Here is an 18,497-nt window from a genome sequence, read left to right as displayed (position 1 = left end):
CAGCAGAGGAGCAGGCGACGATCCGCCCAGAAGCCATCGCCATCTCCGTCGAGGCGGCCGTCTCGAACCTTGACCGGCCCGGCGGTATGACGATTTACAAAATTGTCATAACAAAAACCGTGCCATGTAGCCGGTCCATTGTTTATTCATGGTTTTTGTGCAATTTCTGGACGGGGGAGTGGAAAGTTGCTTTCCAAACTGTTCGCGCCCCTGGCATCCCCTTGGACGCTGGCTCACGCCAAGGGCAAGGCCAAGGTGAAGACCGCGCCCCCTTCAGGATGATTGGCGGCGCAAAGCCGCCCCCCGTGACGCTCGACGATGCCGTAGCTGATGGACAGCCCCAACCCCGTGCCCTTGCCCACCGGCTTGGTGGTAAAAAACGGGTCGAACACGCGGGGAAGGTACTGTTCGGGAATGCCGGGGCCGTTGTCGTGGAAAGCGATCTCGATGCGGCCGTCCTTCGCCCGACCCGTGATCTCCAGCCGCGCATTCTCTTTCCTGCCGACGCTGTCGACCGCGTTTTGCACGAGATTGACGATCACCTGCTGCATCTGGCCCGCGGAGCCCATGACCGGGATCTCGGGCGGAACGTCCATCACCACCTGCAGGTGGGTGCCCGAAGCCTTGATCACCCAGCGCACCGACCGCTCCAGGACTTCCCGGAGGTTAAAGCGCACGTTTTCATTGCTGTCCGCAGCGGAAAAGCGTTTCAGGGCATCGACGATGTCGCGGGTGCGCTCGGCGCCCTCGATAGTGCCTTCGATCAGGGGGTTCAAGTCCTCCAGGATCCGATCGATGCGCAGGCTGCGGCGCAGCTCGGCGAGTCTGGCCTCGGGCGCACCGGCATGCACGGCTTCCAGATAGGTCCAGAGGCGGCCGACATAGCGCTTGAGGGCATGCACATTGCCCAGGACGAAGCTGATGGGATTGTTGAGCTCGTGGGCCACCCCAGCCACCAACAGGCCCAGAGAGGCCATTTTCTCCGAATGCACCAACTGCTGCTGGGTACGTTTCAAGTCCTCATGCGCTTCCCGCAATGCTTGATAGGCGCGCTTGAGTTCCCCCACCGGGCGCCCCACCAGCACCATGCCCACCGCCTTGCCCACCGTGTTGTAGCGAGGCGTCCAGTTCACAGCGACCGGGATCGCCGTGCCATCGGTCGCCCGGAACTGCAGCTCGCAATCCGTCAGGCCTTCCCCGTGGAGGTGGTGAATAAACTGAGCCGCCCGCTCCCGGGAAGCCTTGTCAGCGAGCAGCTCCAGCACGCACACGCCCCGCAACGCCGCGGCCTCTCGTCCCACCAGCTTGACGAGCGCGCGGTTCACCTCCTGGATCGCTCCTTTCCGGTCGCACACGATGAGGATGTCGGACATGGAAGTGAGGACGCTGAAGAGGAACTGCTGGGTTTCCTCCAGCTCGGCGTTCTTCTGCTCCAGCGCCACCTCGTACTGCAACAGTTCGCTGTAGACCTCGTCCATCTTGCGGATCACGTCGATCCACACGGATTCGCCGACTTCGCCGAGGTTTTCCGGAATCACGGACCGCTCGGGCAGAGCGCGCCCTGCTGTCGATCGCTCCTGTTTGTGCCGGGCCTTCATCGCCGGACTGCTAAGTCTTGGGGCGAGTGTGGAGATGTTGATGGGCGGCGTCCGCCGCCTCCAGGTCCACGGGAACGAGGTTGAGGCTGCCATGGCGCACGCCGCGCTCCGCCATCACGCTCTCCGCGAACTGCCTCACCGCCGCGGTCGGGCCGCGCAGAACCACGGTCTCCAGGCAATGCTCGTGATCCAGGTGCACGTGCATCGTCGACACGCACAAGTCGTGGTGAGCGTGCTGCTTGTGGGTCAGGCGCTCGGCGAGCTCCCGCTCGTGATGGTTGTAGATATACGACAGGCTGGCAGTGCAGAAAGGTGCATCCCCGGAGCGCAGGCGCTGCTCTTCCAGGTGCCGGCGCAGCAGATCCCTGATCGCCTCGGAGCGGTTCTGGTAGCCGCGCACCCGGATGAACTCGTCGAATTCCCGGGCAAGGCGCTCATCGAGCGAAATCGTGAAGCGTTCCATCTCCTGGGCTGTAATCGCTAAACTTAAGCCGCGACTCGCTCTCCACCCCCCCGGCAGCCCGCCGTTTCACCTCCTAATGCACGGTGCATACCATGCAAGGGTCGAAGGAGCGCACCACGTGCTGGACGGCGACGGGCACCGTTTCCCCTTCCTGCACCGGCGCGCCCACCAGGGCCTGCTCCAGGGGGCCGGGCACGCCCTGCGCGTCGCGGGGTGAGAAGTTCCAGGTGGTCGGTGAAATGATTTGATAATTATGGATGCGGCCTCGCCGGACCTCCAGCCAATGGCCGAGGCTGCCGCGCGCGGATTCGGTGAGCCCGACCCCGCACCCCTCTTCCGGCACCGGCGCGTGGTGGCAGAAGGGTGCACCCGGCTCCAAGGCCCGTACCCAGGACTCCATGGCGGGAACCACCAGCGCCAGCTCCAGCAGCCGGGCGATGACCCGATTGCGCACGTTACCGCCGCTTTGCGCCACGAGGTCCCGGATGAGGGGGTGCCCGTTCACCACTTGGCGGGCGAGCGCCCCCGTCTCCGCCACGTCGCCGTTCAGGCGCGGCGCCTTGCACCAGGAGTAGGCCTGCGGTTTCTCGGCCAAAGGCTGCGTGACCCCATGCGCAGGAGGTTGGGGCTTGGCCGGTCCCGCCATCCAGCTGTGGCTGATGTCCTCGGTAATGGCGTCGACATCCAAAGGCTTGAACTCGCCATCCCATACGCCACGGCGGAACATGAATCCATCCCCCTGGGAATAGGTCCCATAGCTCAGAAACCGGTCGGTCGCGCGTCCCAGTTTTTCCAGCGCCAGGTCCTGAGCGATCTCCAGGAACAGACGGAAATCGCTCGCGTCCGGCGCCCGGGCTGCCATCCAGCCTTCCAGGTCCCGGGCGCTCTCCAGGCCTGCCACCGCTTCCAGGGCATCGCCAAACAGCGTTTTCTCCAGAGACCTCCGGAACTCCCTCAGGATGCTGTAAAGCCGTATCTTTTCCCCTCCCTCCACGGGACGAGCGGAGCCCCCCGGCTGGATGGAAAGCGTATGAGGCCACTTGCCGGCCATGGACCCCATGAGCGAGAGCAGCTTCGCCCGGGCCGGCAAGGCGTCGCCGGCGGCCGAGCCCTCGATGGCCTTGAAGCGCGCCTGGACGGCGGTAAACCAGGGCCGATGGCGGTAGACGTCCCTGGCAAAATCCGGCATGAAGAAAAGGTAGAAATGGGTGAAATGATCGGCCAGGTTCTCCGCAGCCAGGATGAGGTTGGTCGCCAGCCGGCCATTCTCTGGCGGCTCGAGCTTCATGAGGTTTGCCAGAGCTGAGGCCGCCGCGACCGACTGGGACACCGAGCAGATGCCGCAGATACGCGGCGCAAACACGAGCGCGTCCATGGGGTCTTTGCCGCGCAGGATCTGTTCGAAGCCGCGGTATAGGGGGGAATTCACCCGGGCCGAACGGACTCGGCCTGCCGCGACCTCGAGGGTGACTTCGAGGTCGCCCTCCACGCGGTTAAAAGGGCCAACGACTAGCCGGCTCATGGGAGTATCCTCTTCCCGGCAAGGTCTTTTCTGCCCTCCTCAAAGAGAGATGAGGATACCACACCGGCCATCCTCCGCTTCATCGGAGGCGGGTTTTGCGAATCGCAGGCGTAATCACCTGGTGGTCGGACACTGCATTCTCCCGCACCCGCCTGGGCGTGGCCGATTTCGACAGCGACGCCAGCGCCACGAACCACGCCTTGGGCATATCCGTGGGCAATCCCACGGGAATGCCGGCGATCTTGGGCGTCTGGGCAAAGGGATGACCCGGCTCCTCAAAGCCGGGCTCGGTGCAACTGATGCAGGCATAACCGCCTCGGGTACATGAGCCCTCGCCGTTCCACAGGCGAATGTTGCAGTCGGCGTGGGCCTGGGTACCCTTGCAGCCCATGTTCTCCATCATGCAGCCCAGGTCCGAGGGCTTCTCCGCGCTGGCCTTGAATTCGTAATACTCGTTGCGCGTGCAGCCATGGTGAACGAGATGATCGGCGTAGAAACGCGGCCGCCCCAGCGCGTCCATATCGCGCTCGGAAAAAAGGCCGAAGGCCAGGCACATGAGGGTCTCAACGACCCAGTTGGGGTGCGTCGGGCAGCCCGCGACGTTGATGACCGGCAGCCCTGATCGGGAACGATATTCCACACCGAGCAGCCCGCCGGGCTCGTCGCCCTCGTACTGGAGCCCGCAGGCGTCCGTCGGATTGCCGCCGGCCGCCGTGACCCCACCGTAGGCGGCGCAAGTCCCGACCGCGACCGTATAGCGGGCCACGCTCGCCAGCTCCCGGACCCAGTGGATCATAGGGCGGCCAGTACCAGCAAAGAGATGAAAGCGCCCGGTGCCGTTCGGGCCCCGAAGCAGCGACCCCTCCACGCACAGCGCGTCGAGCGTCACCTGACCTGACAGGCAGCGCTCCATGACTCTGGTCACTTCAACTCCCGTCTCCTCGGACAAGGAAGGGTGCCACAAGAAGCGTACGCCCGCCGAGCTCAGCATCTCGAAGAGGTTGCACGAATCGGCGCACAGCAGCGACATGGTGCAGCCTCCGCAGCCGCCCGACTGCAGCCAGAGAACGTTGATGCCTTCCGGTTTAGGGCCGATCATTTTTTTCCATTCCATAACGGGCAAGCTTACTGCGCAGGCCCGCCCTGGAGAGTCCCAGCTCTCGGGCGGCTTGGGTCTTGTTCCAGCGGTGGCGGATGAGGGTTTCCTTCAGCATGCGGGCTTCCAGGATTTCCATCCGCTCCTTGAGCGTTCCGTCCAGCCGTGACAGGGTGGTGAAGGCCGCTTCGTCGGCCTCTTCCTCTGCGGCGTGAAACACCTGGGGCGAAAGCAGCTCGGCGCCAAGGCGGGGGCCTCTGGCCAAGGCCAGCATGCGCACAATCTCGTTTTCAAGCTGGCGTACGTTACCCGGCCAGCGATAGGCTTTGAGCAACGCCAGGGCCTCTTCGGTAAACCCTTCCACGGGCTTGCCCAGCGCCGCCATGGCCCGCGCCAGGATATGGTTCGCGATGAGCGGAATGTCCATCGGGCGCTCCCGCAACGCAGGCACATGGAGGGTGACCATGGCTAGACGGTAGTAAAGGTCTTCTCGAAAACGGCCCCGCCGCACCTCCTCCTGGAGGTTTCGGTTGGTGGCGGCGATCACCCTCACATTCACGCGCAGCGTACGGCTGGAGCCCACCGGCCGGATCTCCCCGTTTTGCAGCACGCGCAGCAGCTTCACCTGAAACGCGGGTGAGGTTTCACCGATCTCGTCGAGCAATAGGGTGCCACCGTCGGCCTGCTGGAACAACCCCACATGATCCTCGTAGGCGCCGGTGAAGGCCCCGCGCCGATGACCGAAGAGCTCGCTTTCCAGGAGCGGATCCGGCACCGCGCCGCAGTTTTCCACCACGAAGGCACGGCTCGCCCGGAGGGAACGGTCATGGATGGCGCGGGCCAGCAACTCCTTGCCCGTGCCGGATTCGCCGGTGATCAGGACGGAGATGTCGTACGGGGCAACCGCCTCCGCCAGCTCGCACACGGCGTTCAAGGGACTGTCCGGGGCCCGTACCAGGCGGTCCAAGTCGCCCAGGCGGTTTAGAACCTCGCCTTCAGCCTGGTGGGAACGCGCCTCCTCATCGACCAGGCGCACGGTCGACCGCTCCGCCACCAGCCCTTCCCTGCGCCGGGGATCGACCTGCGGGCCGCGCGCTGTAACGATCGCCTCCATGCTTCGCGCCTTATGCAACCCCCGCGTGCGGCCTCTCGTGACGCTGACTTCGCAGCCAGCCGTACCAGGCGTCCATGCCCTCTCCTGTCTGAGCCGACACGCGCAACACCCGGATCGCAGGATTGACCTCCCGGGCAAAGGCGATGCAGCGTTCGATATCGAATTGAAGATAAGGCAGGAGATCGATCTTGTTGATGACCATGAGCTCACTCGCCTTGAACATGTGGGGGTATTTGATCGGCTTGTCCTCGCCCTCGGTCACCGACAGAATGACCACTTTGGCCTGCTCGCCCAAATCAAACAGCGCCGGACACACCAGGTTGCCCACGTTTTCGATCATCACCACCGAGCCGAACGGCGGATCGAGTTCGCGCAGACCCCGCGCCAGCATTTCGGCGTCCAGGTGGCAGCCGGTTCCGGTGTTGATCTGAATCACCTTGCATCCCGTGGCTCGGATACGCTCTGCATCGTTGATTGTCGCCTGGTCGCCTTCGATTACATGGATCTGCAGCTCTTCCTTGAGATCGCGGATGGTGCGCTCCAGCAACGTGGTCTTTCCAGCACCCGGGGAGCTCATGAGGTTCAGTGCCACCACGCCGCGCCCCGCGAGCCATCCCCGATTGCGTTCGGCGAGCAACCGATTCTTCGCAAGGACTTCCTCCTCAAGCGCCATGGTGCGGGTGTGCCCTTTGGCCTGGCCCCCGATCGCTGCACCGGCCGGCACGGGCCCGTGAGCATGTTCATGGACGTGGTCATGGGCATGATCGTCGGGATGATCGTGTCCGTGGCCGCGAAAGGCATCGCGATCATGCGTGTGCCCGCGCCCCTGCGAATGCTCGCGGATATGCGCATGACTGTGATCGTGCGCGATCCCCAGGGCATGGGCGCGGTCATGCTCCGCCTTGCTCAGCGTGATCGTCTTTCCCGTTGCCGGATCCGTCAGAGTGATTGTCTCTGTGTCTGAACAGCCGCAGGTCATGCACATTCCGCCACCTCCATCTCTTTGATTTTCAGCTCCTCTCCGGCAATCAGCTCGAGGCTCGAGCTGCCACACGGACAACGGCCGTAGGGTTCGGCAAGCGCCATCTCACCGCCACAGCCCCGGCAAATGGCCCGCCCCGGCACCTCGATGATTTCCAGTTCTGCGCCCTCGGCCGGCGTGCCCCTTGCGCACACATCGAAACAAAACCGCACTGCATCGGGCATCACGGCCGACAGCTTGCCGATTTCCAAGGTCACGCGCAGAACCTTCGCGCCCCGGGCCTGTTCGCTCACGATCGCGACGATGCTGCGGGTAATGCCGAGCTCATGCACGTCTTGCGTCTCCTCGCTAGCAGATTCTCGGCAGTTGTTCGCCCACCAGCATGTCAACGATGCGCTCGCCGCCGAACACGGTCTGCAGAACCACGACGCCCGCCTGTTCGCCGGTCACTTCTCCGATCACCGCTGCATGCTCGCCCGCTGGGTGGGCGCGCATGGCCGCCAGCACGCGCTGCGCCGCTTCAGCCGGCACCACGGCCACCAGCTTTCCCTCATTCGCCAGATAAAGCGGGTCGAGGCCCAGAATCTCGCACGCGCCCTTCACCTCCTGGCGCAGCGGCAGCGCTGCCTCCCGAACGCGGATCGTGACCCCGGAGCTCTGCGCGAACTCGTTCAGCACGGTCGCCACGCCGCCCCGGGTCGCGTCGCGCAGGCAGTGGAGATCGGGACATGCCCTCAACATGGTCTCCACCAGTCCGTTGAGCGGTTGGCAGTCGCTTGCAATCTGGGTTTCAAGCGCCAGCTCGTTGCGGGCGACCAGGATTGCCGTGCCATGATCCCCCAGGTAGCCGCTCACGATGACCGCGTCGCCCGGGCGGGCGTTGCGTGCGGAAATCGATATCCCTTCCGGAACGACGCCGATCCCGGCCGTGTTGATGAAGAGCTTGTCCGCCGCGCCTCGTTCCACCACCTTGGTGTCACCGGTGACAATGTAAACGCCCGCCTGTTCTGCGGTGCGCTTCATGCTCGCCACGACGCGGCGCAGCGCCTCCACCGGTAGCCCCTCCTCCATGACGATTCCGCAGGACAGAAACAGCGGCTTTGCCCCGCTCACCGCGAGATCGTTGACCGTGCCCGCCACCGCCAGCGTGCCGATGTCGCCGCCGGGAAAAAACAAAGGATTGACGACGAAGGTGTCGGTGGTGAAGGCGAGACGATCGCCGTGGGAAGCGAGTTCCGAAAGCGCAACCACCGCCTGGTCTTCCAGGGCGGCGAGCGCCGGGTTATCGAACGACCCGACGAACACGTCTTCGATGAGATCCCGCATCGCCTTGCCGCCGCTGCCGTGGGCGAGCGTGATGTGCGAATCGCGCAGCCGGCCGCGCTTGCGCAAGCTCCCTTCGATCACCCGGACGGCGGCTTCAGCCCGATCGCTCATGGGTTGATCCTTCGCTGAGGCCCGCCATGTTGCAGCCGGCCGTGTTTCGAACCTAGCTCGATCCGCCCATAGCTGTAATAGGCCGCGCAGGCGCCCTCGGACGAGACCATCAGAGCGCCGAGCGGTGTTTCCGGGGTACAGGCCGTCCCGAACACCTTGCATTCGTGGGGCTTGATCACACCCTTGAGCACCTCCCCGCACTGGCACGATTTGGGGTCGGCGATTCTCACGTTGGGCACGGAAAACTTGCGCTCGGCGTCGAACTCAGCGTAGGCGTCTCGAATACGCACGCCGGAGTGATCGATGGAGCCCAGGCCACGCCATTCGAAAAACTCCCGCAGCTCGAACACCTCATGGATGGCGGCCAGAGCTTGGGCGTTACCCTCCTCGGGCACAACCCGGCCATATTGGTTTTCCACCTCGCAGCGGCCCTCGGCGATCTGCCTGAGCACCATCCAGACGGCCTGAAGCACGTCCAGCGGCTCGAACCCGGCAATGGTGATCGGTTTCCCGTAATGCCTGGCGATAAACTGGTACGGGCGGGTGCCGATCACCATACTCACGTGACCCGGGCCCAGGAACCCGTCCAGGTGCATGTCCGGTGAATCGAGAATCGCCTTGATGGTGGGAATGATGGTGATATGGTTGCAGAACAGCGAGAAGTTGCGCAGCCCCTCGGCCTTGGCCTGCAGCACCGTCATGGCCGTGCTGGGCATGGTGGTTTCAAACCCGAGGCCGAAAAAGACGACCTCCCGCCCGGGATTTTCTCGCGCCAGCTTGAGCGCGTCGAGGGGCGAATACACCATGCGCACGTCTGCGCCGTCGGCTTTTGCCTGCAACAGGCTCTTCTTCGACCCGGGCACTCGCATGGCATCGCCGAAGGTGGTGAAGATAACCTCCGGGCGCTCCGCCAGCGCCACGCAGTCGTCCACCCTCCCCATCGGCAGCACGCATACAGGGCAGCCGGGACCGTGCACGAACTCCACTTCGACCGGAAGCATCTGCTGGATGCCGTAGCGGAAAATCGAATGGGTGTGGCCGCCGCACACCTCCATGATCTGCAGGGGACGCCGGCGCGCCCGCTCGATCCGCCCGACCAGGTCCCGGATCTCTTTGGCCAGCGTGCGCGCCTTTTCCGGGTCGCGGAACTCATCGACATATTTCATGGTTCATTCCTTGCCGCAAGACCGCCGCGGTCGTCAGCGAGCAGCGTGTGCACGAGATCCCACAAAATGTGATAAATCGCCACGTGGGTTTCCTGGATGCGATGAATGCTGTCGGTACGCACCGTCAGGCAGTAATCCACATCGGGGCTTACGGCCATCTTGCCGCCGTCCATGCCCGACAGCCCAATGGTCACCATTCCCATTTCCTTGGCCTTGGCGAAAGCCGCGAGCAGGTTTTCCGAGTTGCCGCTCGTCGAGACCCCGATCAGACCGTCGCCGGCGCGCCCCAAGGCGACGATCTGGCGAACGAAGATGTGCTTGTAACCCACGTCATTGCCCACCGCCGTCATCATCGCCGTATCGGCTACCAGGTTCACCGCCGTCAACGCAGGGCGCCCGGCGGTGATGGGATGCAAAAACTCCACCGCGATGTGGGCGGCGTCGCAACTGGAACCGCCGTTACCCATGCTGTAAAGGCGCCCATGACGGCGATACACATCGGCGATAGCGTGGGCGACCTGAACGACCTGCTGCGCGTTCTCTTCAAAGAAGGCGCGCTTCACCTCGTAGCTGTGCCGGGCCTTTTGCCGCACCGACTCGAGCAGCGCCTGGTTCAGCGCGTCCGGATTCTGTCGATCGCCGTGCAGGAACGGGTAAAGCGTTTGCAATGCGTCGCGTTCTGGCATGGGTCAAGCGGCTCAAGGGGGGTCAGCGGCGACTATTTCAGAGCGCCGGGCCGCTACGCCGTGGCTTGCATGGCCTGGATTTCGGCCTGCACTTCGCCCAGTTGGGTCAGAAGCTCCAGCGTGCGCGCGGCCTCTTCTTCGTCGATGCGGCTCATGGCGAAACCGACGTGCACCAGGACCCAGTCGCCGACGCATGCCGCAGCGGGATGGGCCTCATCGACGATGCAAGCGATGTTGACCGTTCGCCTGACGCCTCCCACATCGACGATGGCGAGCTTTTTGTCGGGATCGGTCACTTCCACGATCTGCCCCGGGATTCCCAAGCACATCCTTTCCTCCTTGCCCTATTGGCTATTGGTCAGCGATCTTGCCGCGGCGACAGCAGCCTGTCCCAGCGCCAGCCCGCCATCGTTCGGAGGCACATGCCGGTGGGTCAGTACCTCAAAGCCGATGGCCTTGAGCCGCGCCGTCACCTGCTCCAGCAGGACGCGGTTCTGGAAGACGCCGCCCGACAAGGCAACCGTCCTGACAGGCTGGTCGCCGCCGGCCTCCCGGCTGAGCGTGTCGACCATGCGCGCGATGACCATGGCCAGCCCCTTGTGGAAGCGAGCCGCAATGACCGGGACCGGCGTGCCCAAAAGCAGATCCCCGAGCAACGCCTGCCACATGGCCAGCGGCTCCACGTAAGGGAGATGGGCGGACTTGAGCCTCGGAATCGCGAACGGATAGGCGAGGAGTTCGTCCTCCTCCTTCAGCGTGCGCTCGTCCACCAGGGCTTCGAGCGCCACCGCCGCCTCCCCTTCGTACGTGACCCGCTCCCGACACACGCCTGCCGCCGCCGCGACGGCGTCGAACAGCCGCCCGCACGAGCTGGCGAGCGGGCTGTTGATTCCGCGGCTGATCATCCGATCCAGCAGGCGGCGAGGCTTGGCTTCCAAGAAGCGGTAAAGGTCGAGTTCAGCGTAGTTCATCGCGAACCGGGCCCAGCCCATCTCGGCCATCAGGTGCGCGTAGGTGTTGCGCCACGGCTCGTACACCGCCTGCTCCCCACCCGGCATCGCCACCGGCTTGAAGGTGCCCAGCCGCTTGCACACGCGGTAATCAGCGAGCAGGAACTCCCCGCCCCATAGGGTGCCGTCCGTGCCGAAGCCCATCCCGTCCAGCGCCACACCGATCACCGGTCCCCCCTCCAGCGGGAAGGCGTTTTCCGCCAGACAGGCGGCGATATGGGCGTGATGATGCTGCACTTCCAGCAGGCTCGCGCCCCAGCGCGCCGAGAGCTCTTGCCCCCACTTGCGCGATAGATACTCGGGATGGCAATCCACCGCGACGATCCGTGGTTCGTGCTCGAACAGCTTCAAATACTGTTCGACGCAGCTGCGGTAATCCGCGTAGGTCAGCGCATCTTCCAGATCGCCCATGTGGTGCGACACGATGGCCCGTCCGTCACGCAACAGGCAAAACGTGTTTTTCAGCTCGCCGCCCATGGCGAGCACCGCCGGAGCGGCGGAAAAACCAGGCGCGAGGGACAGAGGGGCCGGCGCGTAACCCCGTCCCCGCCGCAGGACGCGCGGTGCACCGGCCATCTCGCGCACCACGGAATCGTCCACGCGCCGGGCGACGTCCCGGTTATGCATCAGGAAATACTCGGCGATGCCGCCCAGGCGGGCGCGGGCCTCGGCATTGTCGATGCACTGGGGCTCGTCCGAGCGGTTGCCGCTGGTCAGCACGATAGGCCGGTTCATCCGCCGCAGCATCAAGTGGTGCAGCGGCGTGTTGGGCAACATAAAGCCCAGGGTCTTCACGCCGGGCGCCACGCTTTCCGCCACCCGCTCCGGTCCGGTCGCATCCAGAACGACGATCGGGCCGGCCGGGCTGCGCAGCAGCGCTTCTTCGCCCTCGGTCACCGCACAGTAACGGCGCACCGTCTCCACATCCCGCGCCATGAGGGCGAAAGGCTTGCGGCTGCGCCGTTTGAGCCGGCGCAGGCGGGCGACGGCCGCTTCATTGCAGGCGTCGCACGCGAGCTGGAACCCTCCCAGCCCTTTGATCGCGACGATATGCCCGCGCTGGAGCAGCGTACAGACAGCGTCCACGTCGTCCAGCATGGTGAACGCTTCGACCGCCACCGGCGCCCCATCGGCGCGCTCCAACCAGGCACGGGGCCCGCAGGCATGGCAGGCGATCGGCTGCGCGTGGAAGCGGCGATCCGCGGGGTCGGCGTACTCAGCGCTGCACTGCGGGCACATGGCGAACGCCCGCATCGTGGTCGTGGCGCGGTCGTAAGGGATGGCCTCGATGATGGACAAACGCGGGCCGCAGCGGGTGCAATTGGTGAAAGGATAACGGTAGCGCCGCGCGAAGGGATCGAATACCTCCTGGACGCATTCGGGACAGGCTGCCGCGTCGGGCACGACGCCGGTGCGAATGCTGGTCGCATGGCTGCCAAGAATGCGAAAATCCGGGTGCTGGGGAAGAACTGCGGTCGGCTCGCGCTCGATGCGATCGATGCGGGCAAGCGGCGGAGCTTCGCGAAGCAAGGCTGCAGCGAACCGATCGAGGGCCGCGACGGGACCGCACACATGGATGCTCACGCCCTGCCCGTCGTTCGCCACCGAGCCGCGCAGGCCGTAGCGGCGGGCGAGCCGCCACACGGTGGGCCGGAACCCCACGCCTTGAACCAGGCCCTGCACCCGGATGCGCTCGGCCGCCTCCTGGGTGGTCTGCATATCGGCGACATCGTTCATGAAGCCAGCTCCTCCGAGAGCCGCCAGAGCAGCACGCGGTTGTTGCCCGAATCGCTGACCACGACCAGTCCATCGCGGTGCATGATTCCATAGGGCCAGCACAGGCTGTCCCGCGCGGGAAGCTGCCAGCGGTTATCTCCCTTGGCGTGGAAATCCGGCTGCCCCGTGAGCGCCCTGGCCTCCGCCCCGGTGCGGCAATCTTCCGCCCGCCACGCGAGCAGACGGGAGTTGGCGGTATCCGCGACAAGGAGCCAGCCTCCAGCGGCATCCACGCCGTAGGGCATGTTGAGGCTGGCAGCGCTGGGCCAGTAGAGGGATTGGTTATGGTCCACTTGGTGAAAATCGCGCTGCCCCAGCACCACATCGCAGGGTGTCCAGTTCTCGCCCGGAATCGCGTCCCACACCATGATGCGGTTATTGCCTGCGTCGGCCACGCAGAGCCGGCCCTGCCACACGACGATGCCGTGGGGCCAGCGCATGCTGGCGGCCGTGGGCGCTCCCCCGCCGTTCTCGTCGCGGCTGACGAAATCACGCTGCCCCAACACCAGATCCGCCGGTTGGCCGTTCACCTCCGGCAGACCGTTCCACATGAGCACACGCCGGTTGCCGGTGTCGGCGACCCATAACCGGGCGCCATCCCAGTGCACGCCGTAGGGCCAGAATAGACTGCCGGCGGATGGATCGTCCTTGCCGCCGTTGGGCTCGACCGACTCAAAGTCTTTCTGCCCGAGCACCCGGTCCGCCGGAACGTTGTGGTCCCGGGGAAGGGTTTTCCAGATCAGCACCCGGTGGTTCCAGGCGTCGGCGACCGCCAGCCCGTCGCCGCAGAGCGCGATGCCGGTGGGCACATTCAGCGTTGCCGGGCCCGCCGGTCCTTTCGCGTTACGTCCCTCGTGCGCGAAATCGGGCTGCCCAATGACCCAGTCTGCCGGCGTCCCGTCCTGAGACGGCAGCCGCGCCCAACCGAGCAGTCGATGATGGCCAGTGTCGCTGACCCACAGCGGTCCCTCAACCCCTGCAAGGCAGGCTCCCCGAGGTCCAAAGAGCGAGGCGGCCTCCGGCTTCACGGGGAGCGCCAGGCCCTCGCCGCTGCGGGCGGCGCCGATGCACGCGAAGGGTCCGCCGCGGTCCAGCACGGGCACAGCAGACGTTCCGCCGACCATCTCGCGCTTCAAGGCCGGAGTCCACCTCACCCGTAAAGACGTCGCCATCGCTACTCTTCCAACCGCACCTGGACCCGATCGCCGAGCACCCGGACGGCATGCACCCGTAACTGGACCTCGGGGGCCGTCAGGCATTCGCCCGTCTCCAACAAGTACTGAAAGCCGTGATAAGGGCACGTGATGATGCCATCGCGGACCTCTCCCATCTCCAAAGGCATCCCGAGGTGGGCGCAGCTATTGTCGAAGCAGCTCACGTGGTCGCCGCGTTTGCTGAGCAACACGGAGCGCCCTTTGATCTTGCACTCGGTCACGCCGCCTTCCGGGATGTCGTCGAGCCGGGCAGCATCCACCCAGCCGGAGCCCGCGTGCAGCGCGAAGGGGCTGATAAAGTGCACCGTGGCCACGCCTTTGTTTTGGGTATCCGCAGCACCCTTGCTTGCCTGTTGGATATGGAGAATCTCCGGGCAGTGGACGCGGATCGCCCTTTCGACGCCTTCGGTCAGCGTCTGGCTTGAAGCGGGACAGCCCTGGCACGACCCGATCAGACGGATTTCCACCGTGTCGGGGGGCTTGACTGCCACCAGCTCCACGTCGCCGCCGTGGGACTGCAAGAACGGGCGCACTTCGTCCAGCGCTCTCTGAACCCGCGTCTCCAGGGGCTCCTTGACGAGTCCGTGGAAACGCAGCACCCCATAGACCACTTGGTCGCTGACGGCCTCCCGCATGCGAGCAAGCGCCGCCGGCTCACCCTTCAGCGCGCGAATCAGGCGTTTCAGGGCTTCCTTATGCAGGTCCTCGATCGCCGATTTGAGCGCCTGCACGGTCAGCCGCTGCCCCTCGTCCCAGTCGGCGATGATCGCTTCGAGACGGGTGATCGCCTGAACCAGCCGTTCCAAATCGGCCGCGGAATCGCCGCCGCTCTGGAGGCCTGCCTGATCAGTCGAGGGGCCGTTCATAGAGGAGGAAACTCAGTTGTACTTGAGATCCTTGAACAGATAGGGCTGCAGCAAGCCGGTTCCCAGGGCGGCGATCACCACCGTCCACCCGATCGGCAATCCCGCTTTTGCCAGGACGATGACAGCGATCAGGGATGCCAAAAAACCGATAAGCCACTTCCTGAACACTGCGCGCGGGTCCCGGAACAGCTTGCCCTTGAAAAACAGCTTGAGCGAATTAAGAAACATATCCCACATGGTTCCCCCTCAGCCTCAGACCAGCGCGAGGATGATCAAAGCCAGCAGAATTCCGGGCACCGCGCCGGTCGGGCCGAACATGGCTCCCATCAGGGCCGCCAGCTCATTGCCCAGATCTTTTCCAGCGAGCCTCATACCCGCCACCGCCCCGCCGCCCATCGCCAGCAGGAAAGCCAAAAAAGTCCAAATCGCGATCGTGAGAACGCCGAGCTGTCCGGTTGCCAATTGATTCAAGATTCCCTCCATTCAGTGTTTTCCTCACGACAAAGACACCATCAAAGCCGACTCGCCCGCCCATCGCCATTGCCGCGACGGGCCGACTGATCGGCAAGCTCCTGCTCGATCTCCGCCAGTGCCTCTTCCACGACGGCTGCGCTTCCAACCTGATTCAGGCTTAAAAAAATGCGCCGCGCCTCCTCATAGAGTTCCCGCGCCCGGAGAAGATTGGCACGACGCCCGGAACCAGGGTTTTCAAGCTCATCTGGAAGATTTCTGAGCACGTTGGCTTTGTTTGATATGGTGTTGGCATATTCCAGAGGCGTGTCGCGGGCGTTGCGGACCTTGAGCGCCTCATCGTAGGCGGCAAGCGCGCGCAAGTTGTTTTCCAGCGGATGGCCGGAGGCGGCATATTGCAGCGCGTTGCCGAGGTTGTTCTGAACCATTGCGTATTCGGTCGGATGATCGACCAGGTTGATGACCTTGAGGACCTCTTCGAACGACTGAACGGCCAGCGCCTCGCGCATTTTGCCGCGCTCGTCGGACAGCGGAATCGACAAATAGGCAATCGCCAAGTTATTGTGGAGAATGGCGTATTCCTGGGGGTACGCGTCGCGGGTGAAGACTTTCAAGGCTGCGTGATAGCACCGGATCGCCTCTTGGATGCGGGCCGCGCCGGCGCTGGAGAGCGACTGCAGCACCAGCCCCAGGTTCATTTCCGCTTCCGCAACCTCTTCCGGCCGCCCCTTCTCCTTGAGGACGGGGATCGCCTCTTCATAGCACGCCCGGGCCCGATGGAGCGCGTCGACACCGCCATCGGGCAATGCCTGTAAGGCCGTGCCCATGCGGGCGCGCAGCCGGGCCCTGAGCAAGACCGCCTCAGCGGGACAGAGATCGAGCGCGCGCTCGTAGAGCGCGACGGCGTGCTGCAACTGATCCGGGGTTTTCGGCCGCATCTGCATGCCCATGGCAATTTCCATGAGCATTTCGGCCTTCTCCTCCGGCGTCCCCGCCGCCGACTCCGCCGCCTGAATGGCGGCCTTGAATTGGGACGCCGCCAGGGTCTGCGCCATGGGCTCCTCCTAAGGTCGTGCGATCAACTTATTTTTTAGTCGTACTTTAGAAGGAAACCGAAAAACTGTCAATAGATTTTTCAACTTGTAAATTAAATTTACACTCCCTGAGATTTCGCCAAGTTGGACAGGACCAGGGCGGCCGCCTCGGGGCTCCACTGGGCAAGGACGACATGCTGTTGAAAATCTTCAGCAAAACCGTTTTCCCGGAAAAACTCCTGAGCGTGAACCACCCGGTCTCCCCGGGCATTGCGCGTCTTGACCAGCAATCCCCCGGCAGACCCGTGCACCAAGGGGATGACCAGGATCTTGTCTTCCCGGGCGACGAGCGCGACCGTCTGAGCGCCGGCAAAGTAAAGGTCGTACATCTCCCGCGGCAAATAGAGGCTGCCCCGACAGATGGAAACGGCCCTCTGCGGCCGATCAGCTTCAACAAGGCCGGCGGGATCAGGCTTCCGCGTATTCATCGATCATCTGCTCAAGGTCAGCGATCACCTTCTGCGCCGACAGGCGCACCGGCTCGCTCAGTTCCAGGCCAAAATCGAGGCGAGCCGCCTCGATCAGGTACACGGTCACATCGGTCGGGAAGTCTTCGCGAAAGAGCCGCTTTCCTGCGGCCAGCGCATGGTCCCAGCGGAAATCGTGCAAGGTGTATCCAGGCTCGTGATCGGAAGCCAGCTCGCTTCCTGGCACCTGGAAGATGGCGCCGGCCTCGGATCCGGTCCTGGCTGCATCGACGATGACGAGTTTGCGCGTGCCCCGGGCCTGGAACATCACCTCCATTCCGCCGGTCCCGGCGTCGAACACGCGCACATGGTCACGTGGCCGCTCGACCAGATAGGCCTGCAACGACCGGGCGACGAACACACCCACGCCGTCGTCGCTGCGAACCGGATTGCCACAACCGATGATCGTGAGCATGCTTTACCCCCTCTTCACCGAAACAGCGGGGGACCCGCTCCACCGTCCAAGGCGATCAAGCGTTTCTCTGGGCGGTCGCAGGGCGCGGCATCAGGCCCGGTGGAAAGCCCACGACGCCCTGGCGGCAGCCGCACCCCGGGAGCCTGGGCGCCCGGTGCCGTCTTTAGATGCGCCACAGCCGGCACGACCACTTCGGCTTCACCGGGATTTGCAGTTCCGGCAGCTCGCAGAACTGCCGATGAATGACGAAATACATACAGGTCTCGCAGGCTTGTTCAATCTCTCCGCCAGCACCATAAGGCTGGCTGGTAAAACCGGCGACCTTGAGCTTGGAGACATAATCGTCAGGCCGGATCGCCTGAAGCCGCGCCACGATACGGTTGACCTCCTCGCTGGTATAAGCGCGCTCCCGCCATTCCGTCTCGAGCCCTTGTTGAAGGAGATGCTCCAGCTCGCGCCGCAAGGCTTCCTCAACCATCGTTTCCCTCCTAAACCTCATCGTCCCCAGAGATTCGGGGCCGGCGCTGCGATCAGATCCGCCATAAGCGGCACCACCAATCCGGCTCCACCGGCAGATTAAGCTCCGGCAGATCGCACCATTTCCGATGGACCAGGTAGTACATGCACTCCTGGCAGCGCATCTTGTCCTCGCCGTAAGGATGATCTACAAATCCTGCCAGCACCAGCTTGCCTTTCAGGTCATCTGCGGGAAGCTCACGCAGCGCTGCCAGCAACTCCCCGAACTGCCGGTCATTTTCGGGAAAAGGCTCTGTTTGGGTCTCCAGCCCATCAGCCAGCATCCGCGCGATCTTGGCACGCAGTTGGTCTTCCTCGTCGCGTCGCATCTACCGCATTCCCTTCTGTTCGGCGCCGGCCATGACAACCCCCTAGATCCTTCTTCTGTCGCAGGACCCCGATGCTGTCGAGCCAAGACGCTGTCCATCAATCCTTGCCGCACCCTGCCGAGGATTTCATCACCGAATGCCCGAACTCGCCTCGTCGGCGCTCCCCCTCTCCCCAAGCCCTCGTCTGGAGAGGGGGACGACTGCATACGCTCAGAGGCAAAGTCCCCTGCTCCCTGGAAAAGGGGCGAGAGGAGAGGGCTGATCAGCGCTTCCTC

At 64.2% G+C, this 18,497-nt stretch carries 21 protein-coding genes; all 21 read right to left on the bottom strand.

Annotation, left to right across the window (positions count from 1 at the left end):
• Nucleotides 1–233: 233 nt before the first annotated feature.
• Entirely contained in the window at nt 234–1,538 is a 1,305-nt protein-coding gene (locus ACUVYZ_RS11765) for a sensor histidine kinase (protein ID WP_439934641.1), read from the bottom strand.
• Between the two features lie 70 nt (nt 1,539–1,608).
• Nucleotides 1,609–2,061 (bottom strand): nickel-responsive transcriptional regulator NikR, encoded by a 453-nt coding sequence (gene nikR, locus ACUVYZ_RS11760; RefSeq protein WP_439934640.1) that lies wholly within the window; start codon nt 2,059–2,061, stop codon nt 1,609–1,611.
• A 73-nt stretch (nt 2,062–2,134) separates the two neighbouring features.
• Nucleotides 2,135–3,583 carry a nickel-dependent hydrogenase large subunit gene (locus ACUVYZ_RS11755; protein WP_147799291.1) on the bottom strand — a complete coding sequence of 483 codons (1,449 nt, stop codon included), beginning with the start codon at nt 3,581–3,583 and terminating at the stop codon, nt 2,135–2,137.
• 79 nt (nt 3,584–3,662) lie between these two features.
• The gene (locus ACUVYZ_RS11750; RefSeq protein ID WP_439934639.1) at nt 3,663–4,697 is read right to left on the bottom strand and encodes an NADH-quinone oxidoreductase subunit B family protein; all 1,035 of its coding nucleotides are present in this window, start codon (nt 4,695–4,697) and stop codon (nt 3,663–3,665) included.
• Entirely contained in the window at nt 4,669–5,793 is a 1,125-nt protein-coding gene (locus ACUVYZ_RS11745) for a sigma-54 interaction domain-containing protein (RefSeq protein WP_439934638.1), read from the bottom strand. The genes ACUVYZ_RS11750 and ACUVYZ_RS11745 overlap by 29 nt, the downstream gene beginning before the upstream one ends.
• Before the next feature lie 10 nt (nt 5,794–5,803).
• Nucleotides 5,804–6,778 (bottom strand): hydrogenase nickel incorporation protein HypB, encoded by a 975-nt coding sequence (gene hypB / locus ACUVYZ_RS11740; RefSeq protein WP_439934637.1) that lies wholly within the window; start codon nt 6,776–6,778, stop codon nt 5,804–5,806.
• Nucleotides 6,769–7,107, bottom strand: a complete 339-nt coding sequence (locus ACUVYZ_RS11735) for a hydrogenase maturation nickel metallochaperone HypA/HybF (protein ID WP_439934636.1) — start codon at nt 7,105–7,107, stop codon at nt 6,769–6,771. The genes hypB and ACUVYZ_RS11735 overlap by 10 nt, the downstream gene beginning before the upstream one ends.
• A 16-nt stretch (nt 7,108–7,123) precedes the next feature.
• The gene (gene hypE, locus ACUVYZ_RS11730) at nt 7,124–8,212 is read right to left on the bottom strand and encodes a hydrogenase expression/formation protein HypE (RefSeq protein ID WP_439934635.1); all 1,089 of its coding nucleotides are present in this window, start codon (nt 8,210–8,212) and stop codon (nt 7,124–7,126) included.
• Nucleotides 8,209–9,378: a hydrogenase formation protein HypD gene (hypD, locus tag ACUVYZ_RS11725; protein ID WP_439934634.1), complete on the bottom strand. Its 1,170-nt coding sequence runs from the start codon at nt 9,376–9,378 to the stop codon at nt 8,209–8,211. Before hypD ends, hypE begins: the two co-directional genes overlap by 4 nt.
• Nucleotides 9,375–10,064, bottom strand: a complete 690-nt coding sequence (locus ACUVYZ_RS11720) for a D-sedoheptulose-7-phosphate isomerase (protein ID WP_439934633.1) — start codon at nt 10,062–10,064, stop codon at nt 9,375–9,377. The genes hypD and ACUVYZ_RS11720 overlap by 4 nt, the downstream gene beginning before the upstream one ends.
• Nucleotides 10,065–10,117: 53 nt before the next feature.
• Complete coding sequence (locus tag ACUVYZ_RS11715; protein ID WP_439934632.1) at nt 10,118–10,393, bottom strand: HypC/HybG/HupF family hydrogenase formation chaperone; 276 nt, start codon at nt 10,391–10,393, stop codon at nt 10,118–10,120.
• A gap of 15 nt (nt 10,394–10,408) precedes the next feature.
• Nucleotides 10,409–12,811, bottom strand: coding sequence for a carbamoyltransferase HypF (gene hypF, locus ACUVYZ_RS11710; RefSeq protein ID WP_439934631.1), 2,403 nt, complete (start codon nt 12,809–12,811; stop codon nt 10,409–10,411).
• Nucleotides 12,808–14,022 (bottom strand): NHL repeat-containing protein, encoded by a 1,215-nt coding sequence (locus ACUVYZ_RS11705; RefSeq protein WP_439934630.1) that lies wholly within the window; start codon nt 14,020–14,022, stop codon nt 12,808–12,810. Before ACUVYZ_RS11705 ends, hypF begins: the two co-directional genes overlap by 4 nt.
• Nucleotides 14,023–14,024: 2 nt before the next feature.
• Nucleotides 14,025–14,930, bottom strand: coding sequence for a NifU family protein (locus ACUVYZ_RS11700; RefSeq protein ID WP_446033064.1), 906 nt, complete (start codon nt 14,928–14,930; stop codon nt 14,025–14,027).
• Nucleotides 14,931–14,942: 12 nt separating this feature from the next.
• Nucleotides 14,943–15,158 carry a hypothetical protein gene (locus ACUVYZ_RS11695; protein WP_333841066.1) on the bottom strand — a complete coding sequence of 72 codons (216 nt, stop codon included), beginning with the start codon at nt 15,156–15,158 and terminating at the stop codon, nt 14,943–14,945.
• A gap of 24 nt (nt 15,159–15,182) precedes the next feature.
• Nucleotides 15,183–15,413, bottom strand: coding sequence for a hypothetical protein (locus ACUVYZ_RS11690; protein WP_147799280.1), 231 nt, complete (start codon nt 15,411–15,413; stop codon nt 15,183–15,185).
• 29 nt (nt 15,414–15,442) lie between these two features.
• Nucleotides 15,443–16,456 carry a hypothetical protein gene (locus ACUVYZ_RS11685; protein ID WP_147799279.1) on the bottom strand — a complete coding sequence of 338 codons (1,014 nt, stop codon included), beginning with the start codon at nt 16,454–16,456 and terminating at the stop codon, nt 15,443–15,445.
• Between the two features lie 98 nt (nt 16,457–16,554).
• A complete protein-coding gene (locus ACUVYZ_RS11680; RefSeq protein WP_439934628.1) occupies nt 16,555–16,824 on the bottom strand; it encodes a hypothetical protein in 270 nt (89 codons plus the stop codon).
• Nucleotides 16,825–16,903: 79 nt separating this feature from the next.
• Nucleotides 16,904–17,377 carry a hydrogenase maturation protease gene (locus ACUVYZ_RS11675; protein WP_439934627.1) on the bottom strand — a complete coding sequence of 158 codons (474 nt, stop codon included), beginning with the start codon at nt 17,375–17,377 and terminating at the stop codon, nt 16,904–16,906.
• 163 nt (nt 17,378–17,540) lie between these two features.
• Nucleotides 17,541–17,855: a hypothetical protein gene (locus ACUVYZ_RS11670; protein WP_439934626.1), complete on the bottom strand. Its 315-nt coding sequence runs from the start codon at nt 17,853–17,855 to the stop codon at nt 17,541–17,543.
• A 52-nt stretch (nt 17,856–17,907) separates the two neighbouring features.
• Nucleotides 17,908–18,222, bottom strand: a complete 315-nt coding sequence (locus ACUVYZ_RS11665) for a hypothetical protein (RefSeq protein ID WP_333841062.1) — start codon at nt 18,220–18,222, stop codon at nt 17,908–17,910.
• Nucleotides 18,223–18,497: the final 275 nt, after the last annotated feature.

Source organism: Pelomicrobium sp. P1 (assembly GCF_052805615.1).
Note: the sequence above shows the minus strand (reverse complement) of the source record. Positions and strands in the feature narration are given on the sequence as shown.

Bases quoted from the DNA above. Each gene is read 5' to 3' on its own strand.
- nikR (WP_439934640.1), bottom strand. From the start codon at position 2,061: ATGGAACGCTTCACGATTTCGCTCGATGAGCGCCTTGCCCGGGAATTC.
- ACUVYZ_RS11755 (WP_147799291.1), bottom strand. From the start codon at position 3,583: ATGAGCCGGCTAGTCGTTGGCCCTTTTAACCGCGTGGAGGGCGACCTC.
- ACUVYZ_RS11750 (WP_439934639.1), bottom strand. From the start codon at position 4,697: ATGGAATGGAAAAAAATGATCGGCCCTAAACCGGAAGGCATCAACGTT.
- ACUVYZ_RS11745 (WP_439934638.1), bottom strand. From the start codon at position 5,793: ATGGAGGCGATCGTTACAGCGCGCGGCCCGCAGGTCGATCCCCGGCGC.
- hypB (WP_439934637.1), bottom strand. From the start codon at position 6,778: ATGTGCATGACCTGCGGCTGTTCAGACACAGAGACAATCACTCTGACG.
- hypE (WP_439934635.1), bottom strand. From the start codon at position 8,212: ATGAGCGATCGGGCTGAAGCCGCCGTCCGGGTGATCGAAGGGAGCTTG.
- hypD (WP_439934634.1), bottom strand. From the start codon at position 9,378: ATGAAATATGTCGATGAGTTCCGCGACCCGGAAAAGGCGCGCACGCTG.
- ACUVYZ_RS11720 (WP_439934633.1), bottom strand. From the start codon at position 10,064: ATGCCAGAACGCGACGCATTGCAAACGCTTTACCCGTTCCTGCACGGC.
- ACUVYZ_RS11715 (WP_439934632.1), bottom strand. From the start codon at position 10,393: ATGTGCTTGGGAATCCCGGGGCAGATCGTGGAAGTGACCGATCCCGAC.
- hypF (WP_439934631.1), bottom strand. From the start codon at position 12,811: ATGAACGATGTCGCCGATATGCAGACCACCCAGGAGGCGGCCGAGCGC.
- ACUVYZ_RS11705 (WP_439934630.1), bottom strand. From the start codon at position 14,022: ATGGCGACGTCTTTACGGGTGAGGTGGACTCCGGCCTTGAAGCGCGAG.
- ACUVYZ_RS11700 (WP_446033064.1), bottom strand. From the start codon at position 14,930: ATGAACGGCCCCTCGACTGATCAGGCAGGCCTCCAGAGCGGCGGCGAT.
- ACUVYZ_RS11695 (WP_333841066.1), bottom strand. From the start codon at position 15,158: ATGTTTCTTAATTCGCTCAAGCTGTTTTTCAAGGGCAAGCTGTTCCGG.
- ACUVYZ_RS11690 (WP_147799280.1), bottom strand. From the start codon at position 15,413: ATGGAGGGAATCTTGAATCAATTGGCAACCGGACAGCTCGGCGTTCTC.
- ACUVYZ_RS11685 (WP_147799279.1), bottom strand. From the start codon at position 16,456: ATGGCGCAGACCCTGGCGGCGTCCCAATTCAAGGCCGCCATTCAGGCG.
- ACUVYZ_RS11680 (WP_439934628.1), bottom strand. From the start codon at position 16,824: ATGTACGACCTTTACTTTGCCGGCGCTCAGACGGTCGCGCTCGTCGCC.
- ACUVYZ_RS11675 (WP_439934627.1), bottom strand. From the start codon at position 17,377: ATGCTCACGATCATCGGTTGTGGCAATCCGGTTCGCAGCGACGACGGC.
- ACUVYZ_RS11670 (WP_439934626.1), bottom strand. From the start codon at position 17,855: ATGGTTGAGGAAGCCTTGCGGCGCGAGCTGGAGCATCTCCTTCAACAA.
- ACUVYZ_RS11665 (WP_333841062.1), bottom strand. From the start codon at position 18,222: ATGCGACGCGACGAGGAAGACCAACTGCGTGCCAAGATCGCGCGGATG.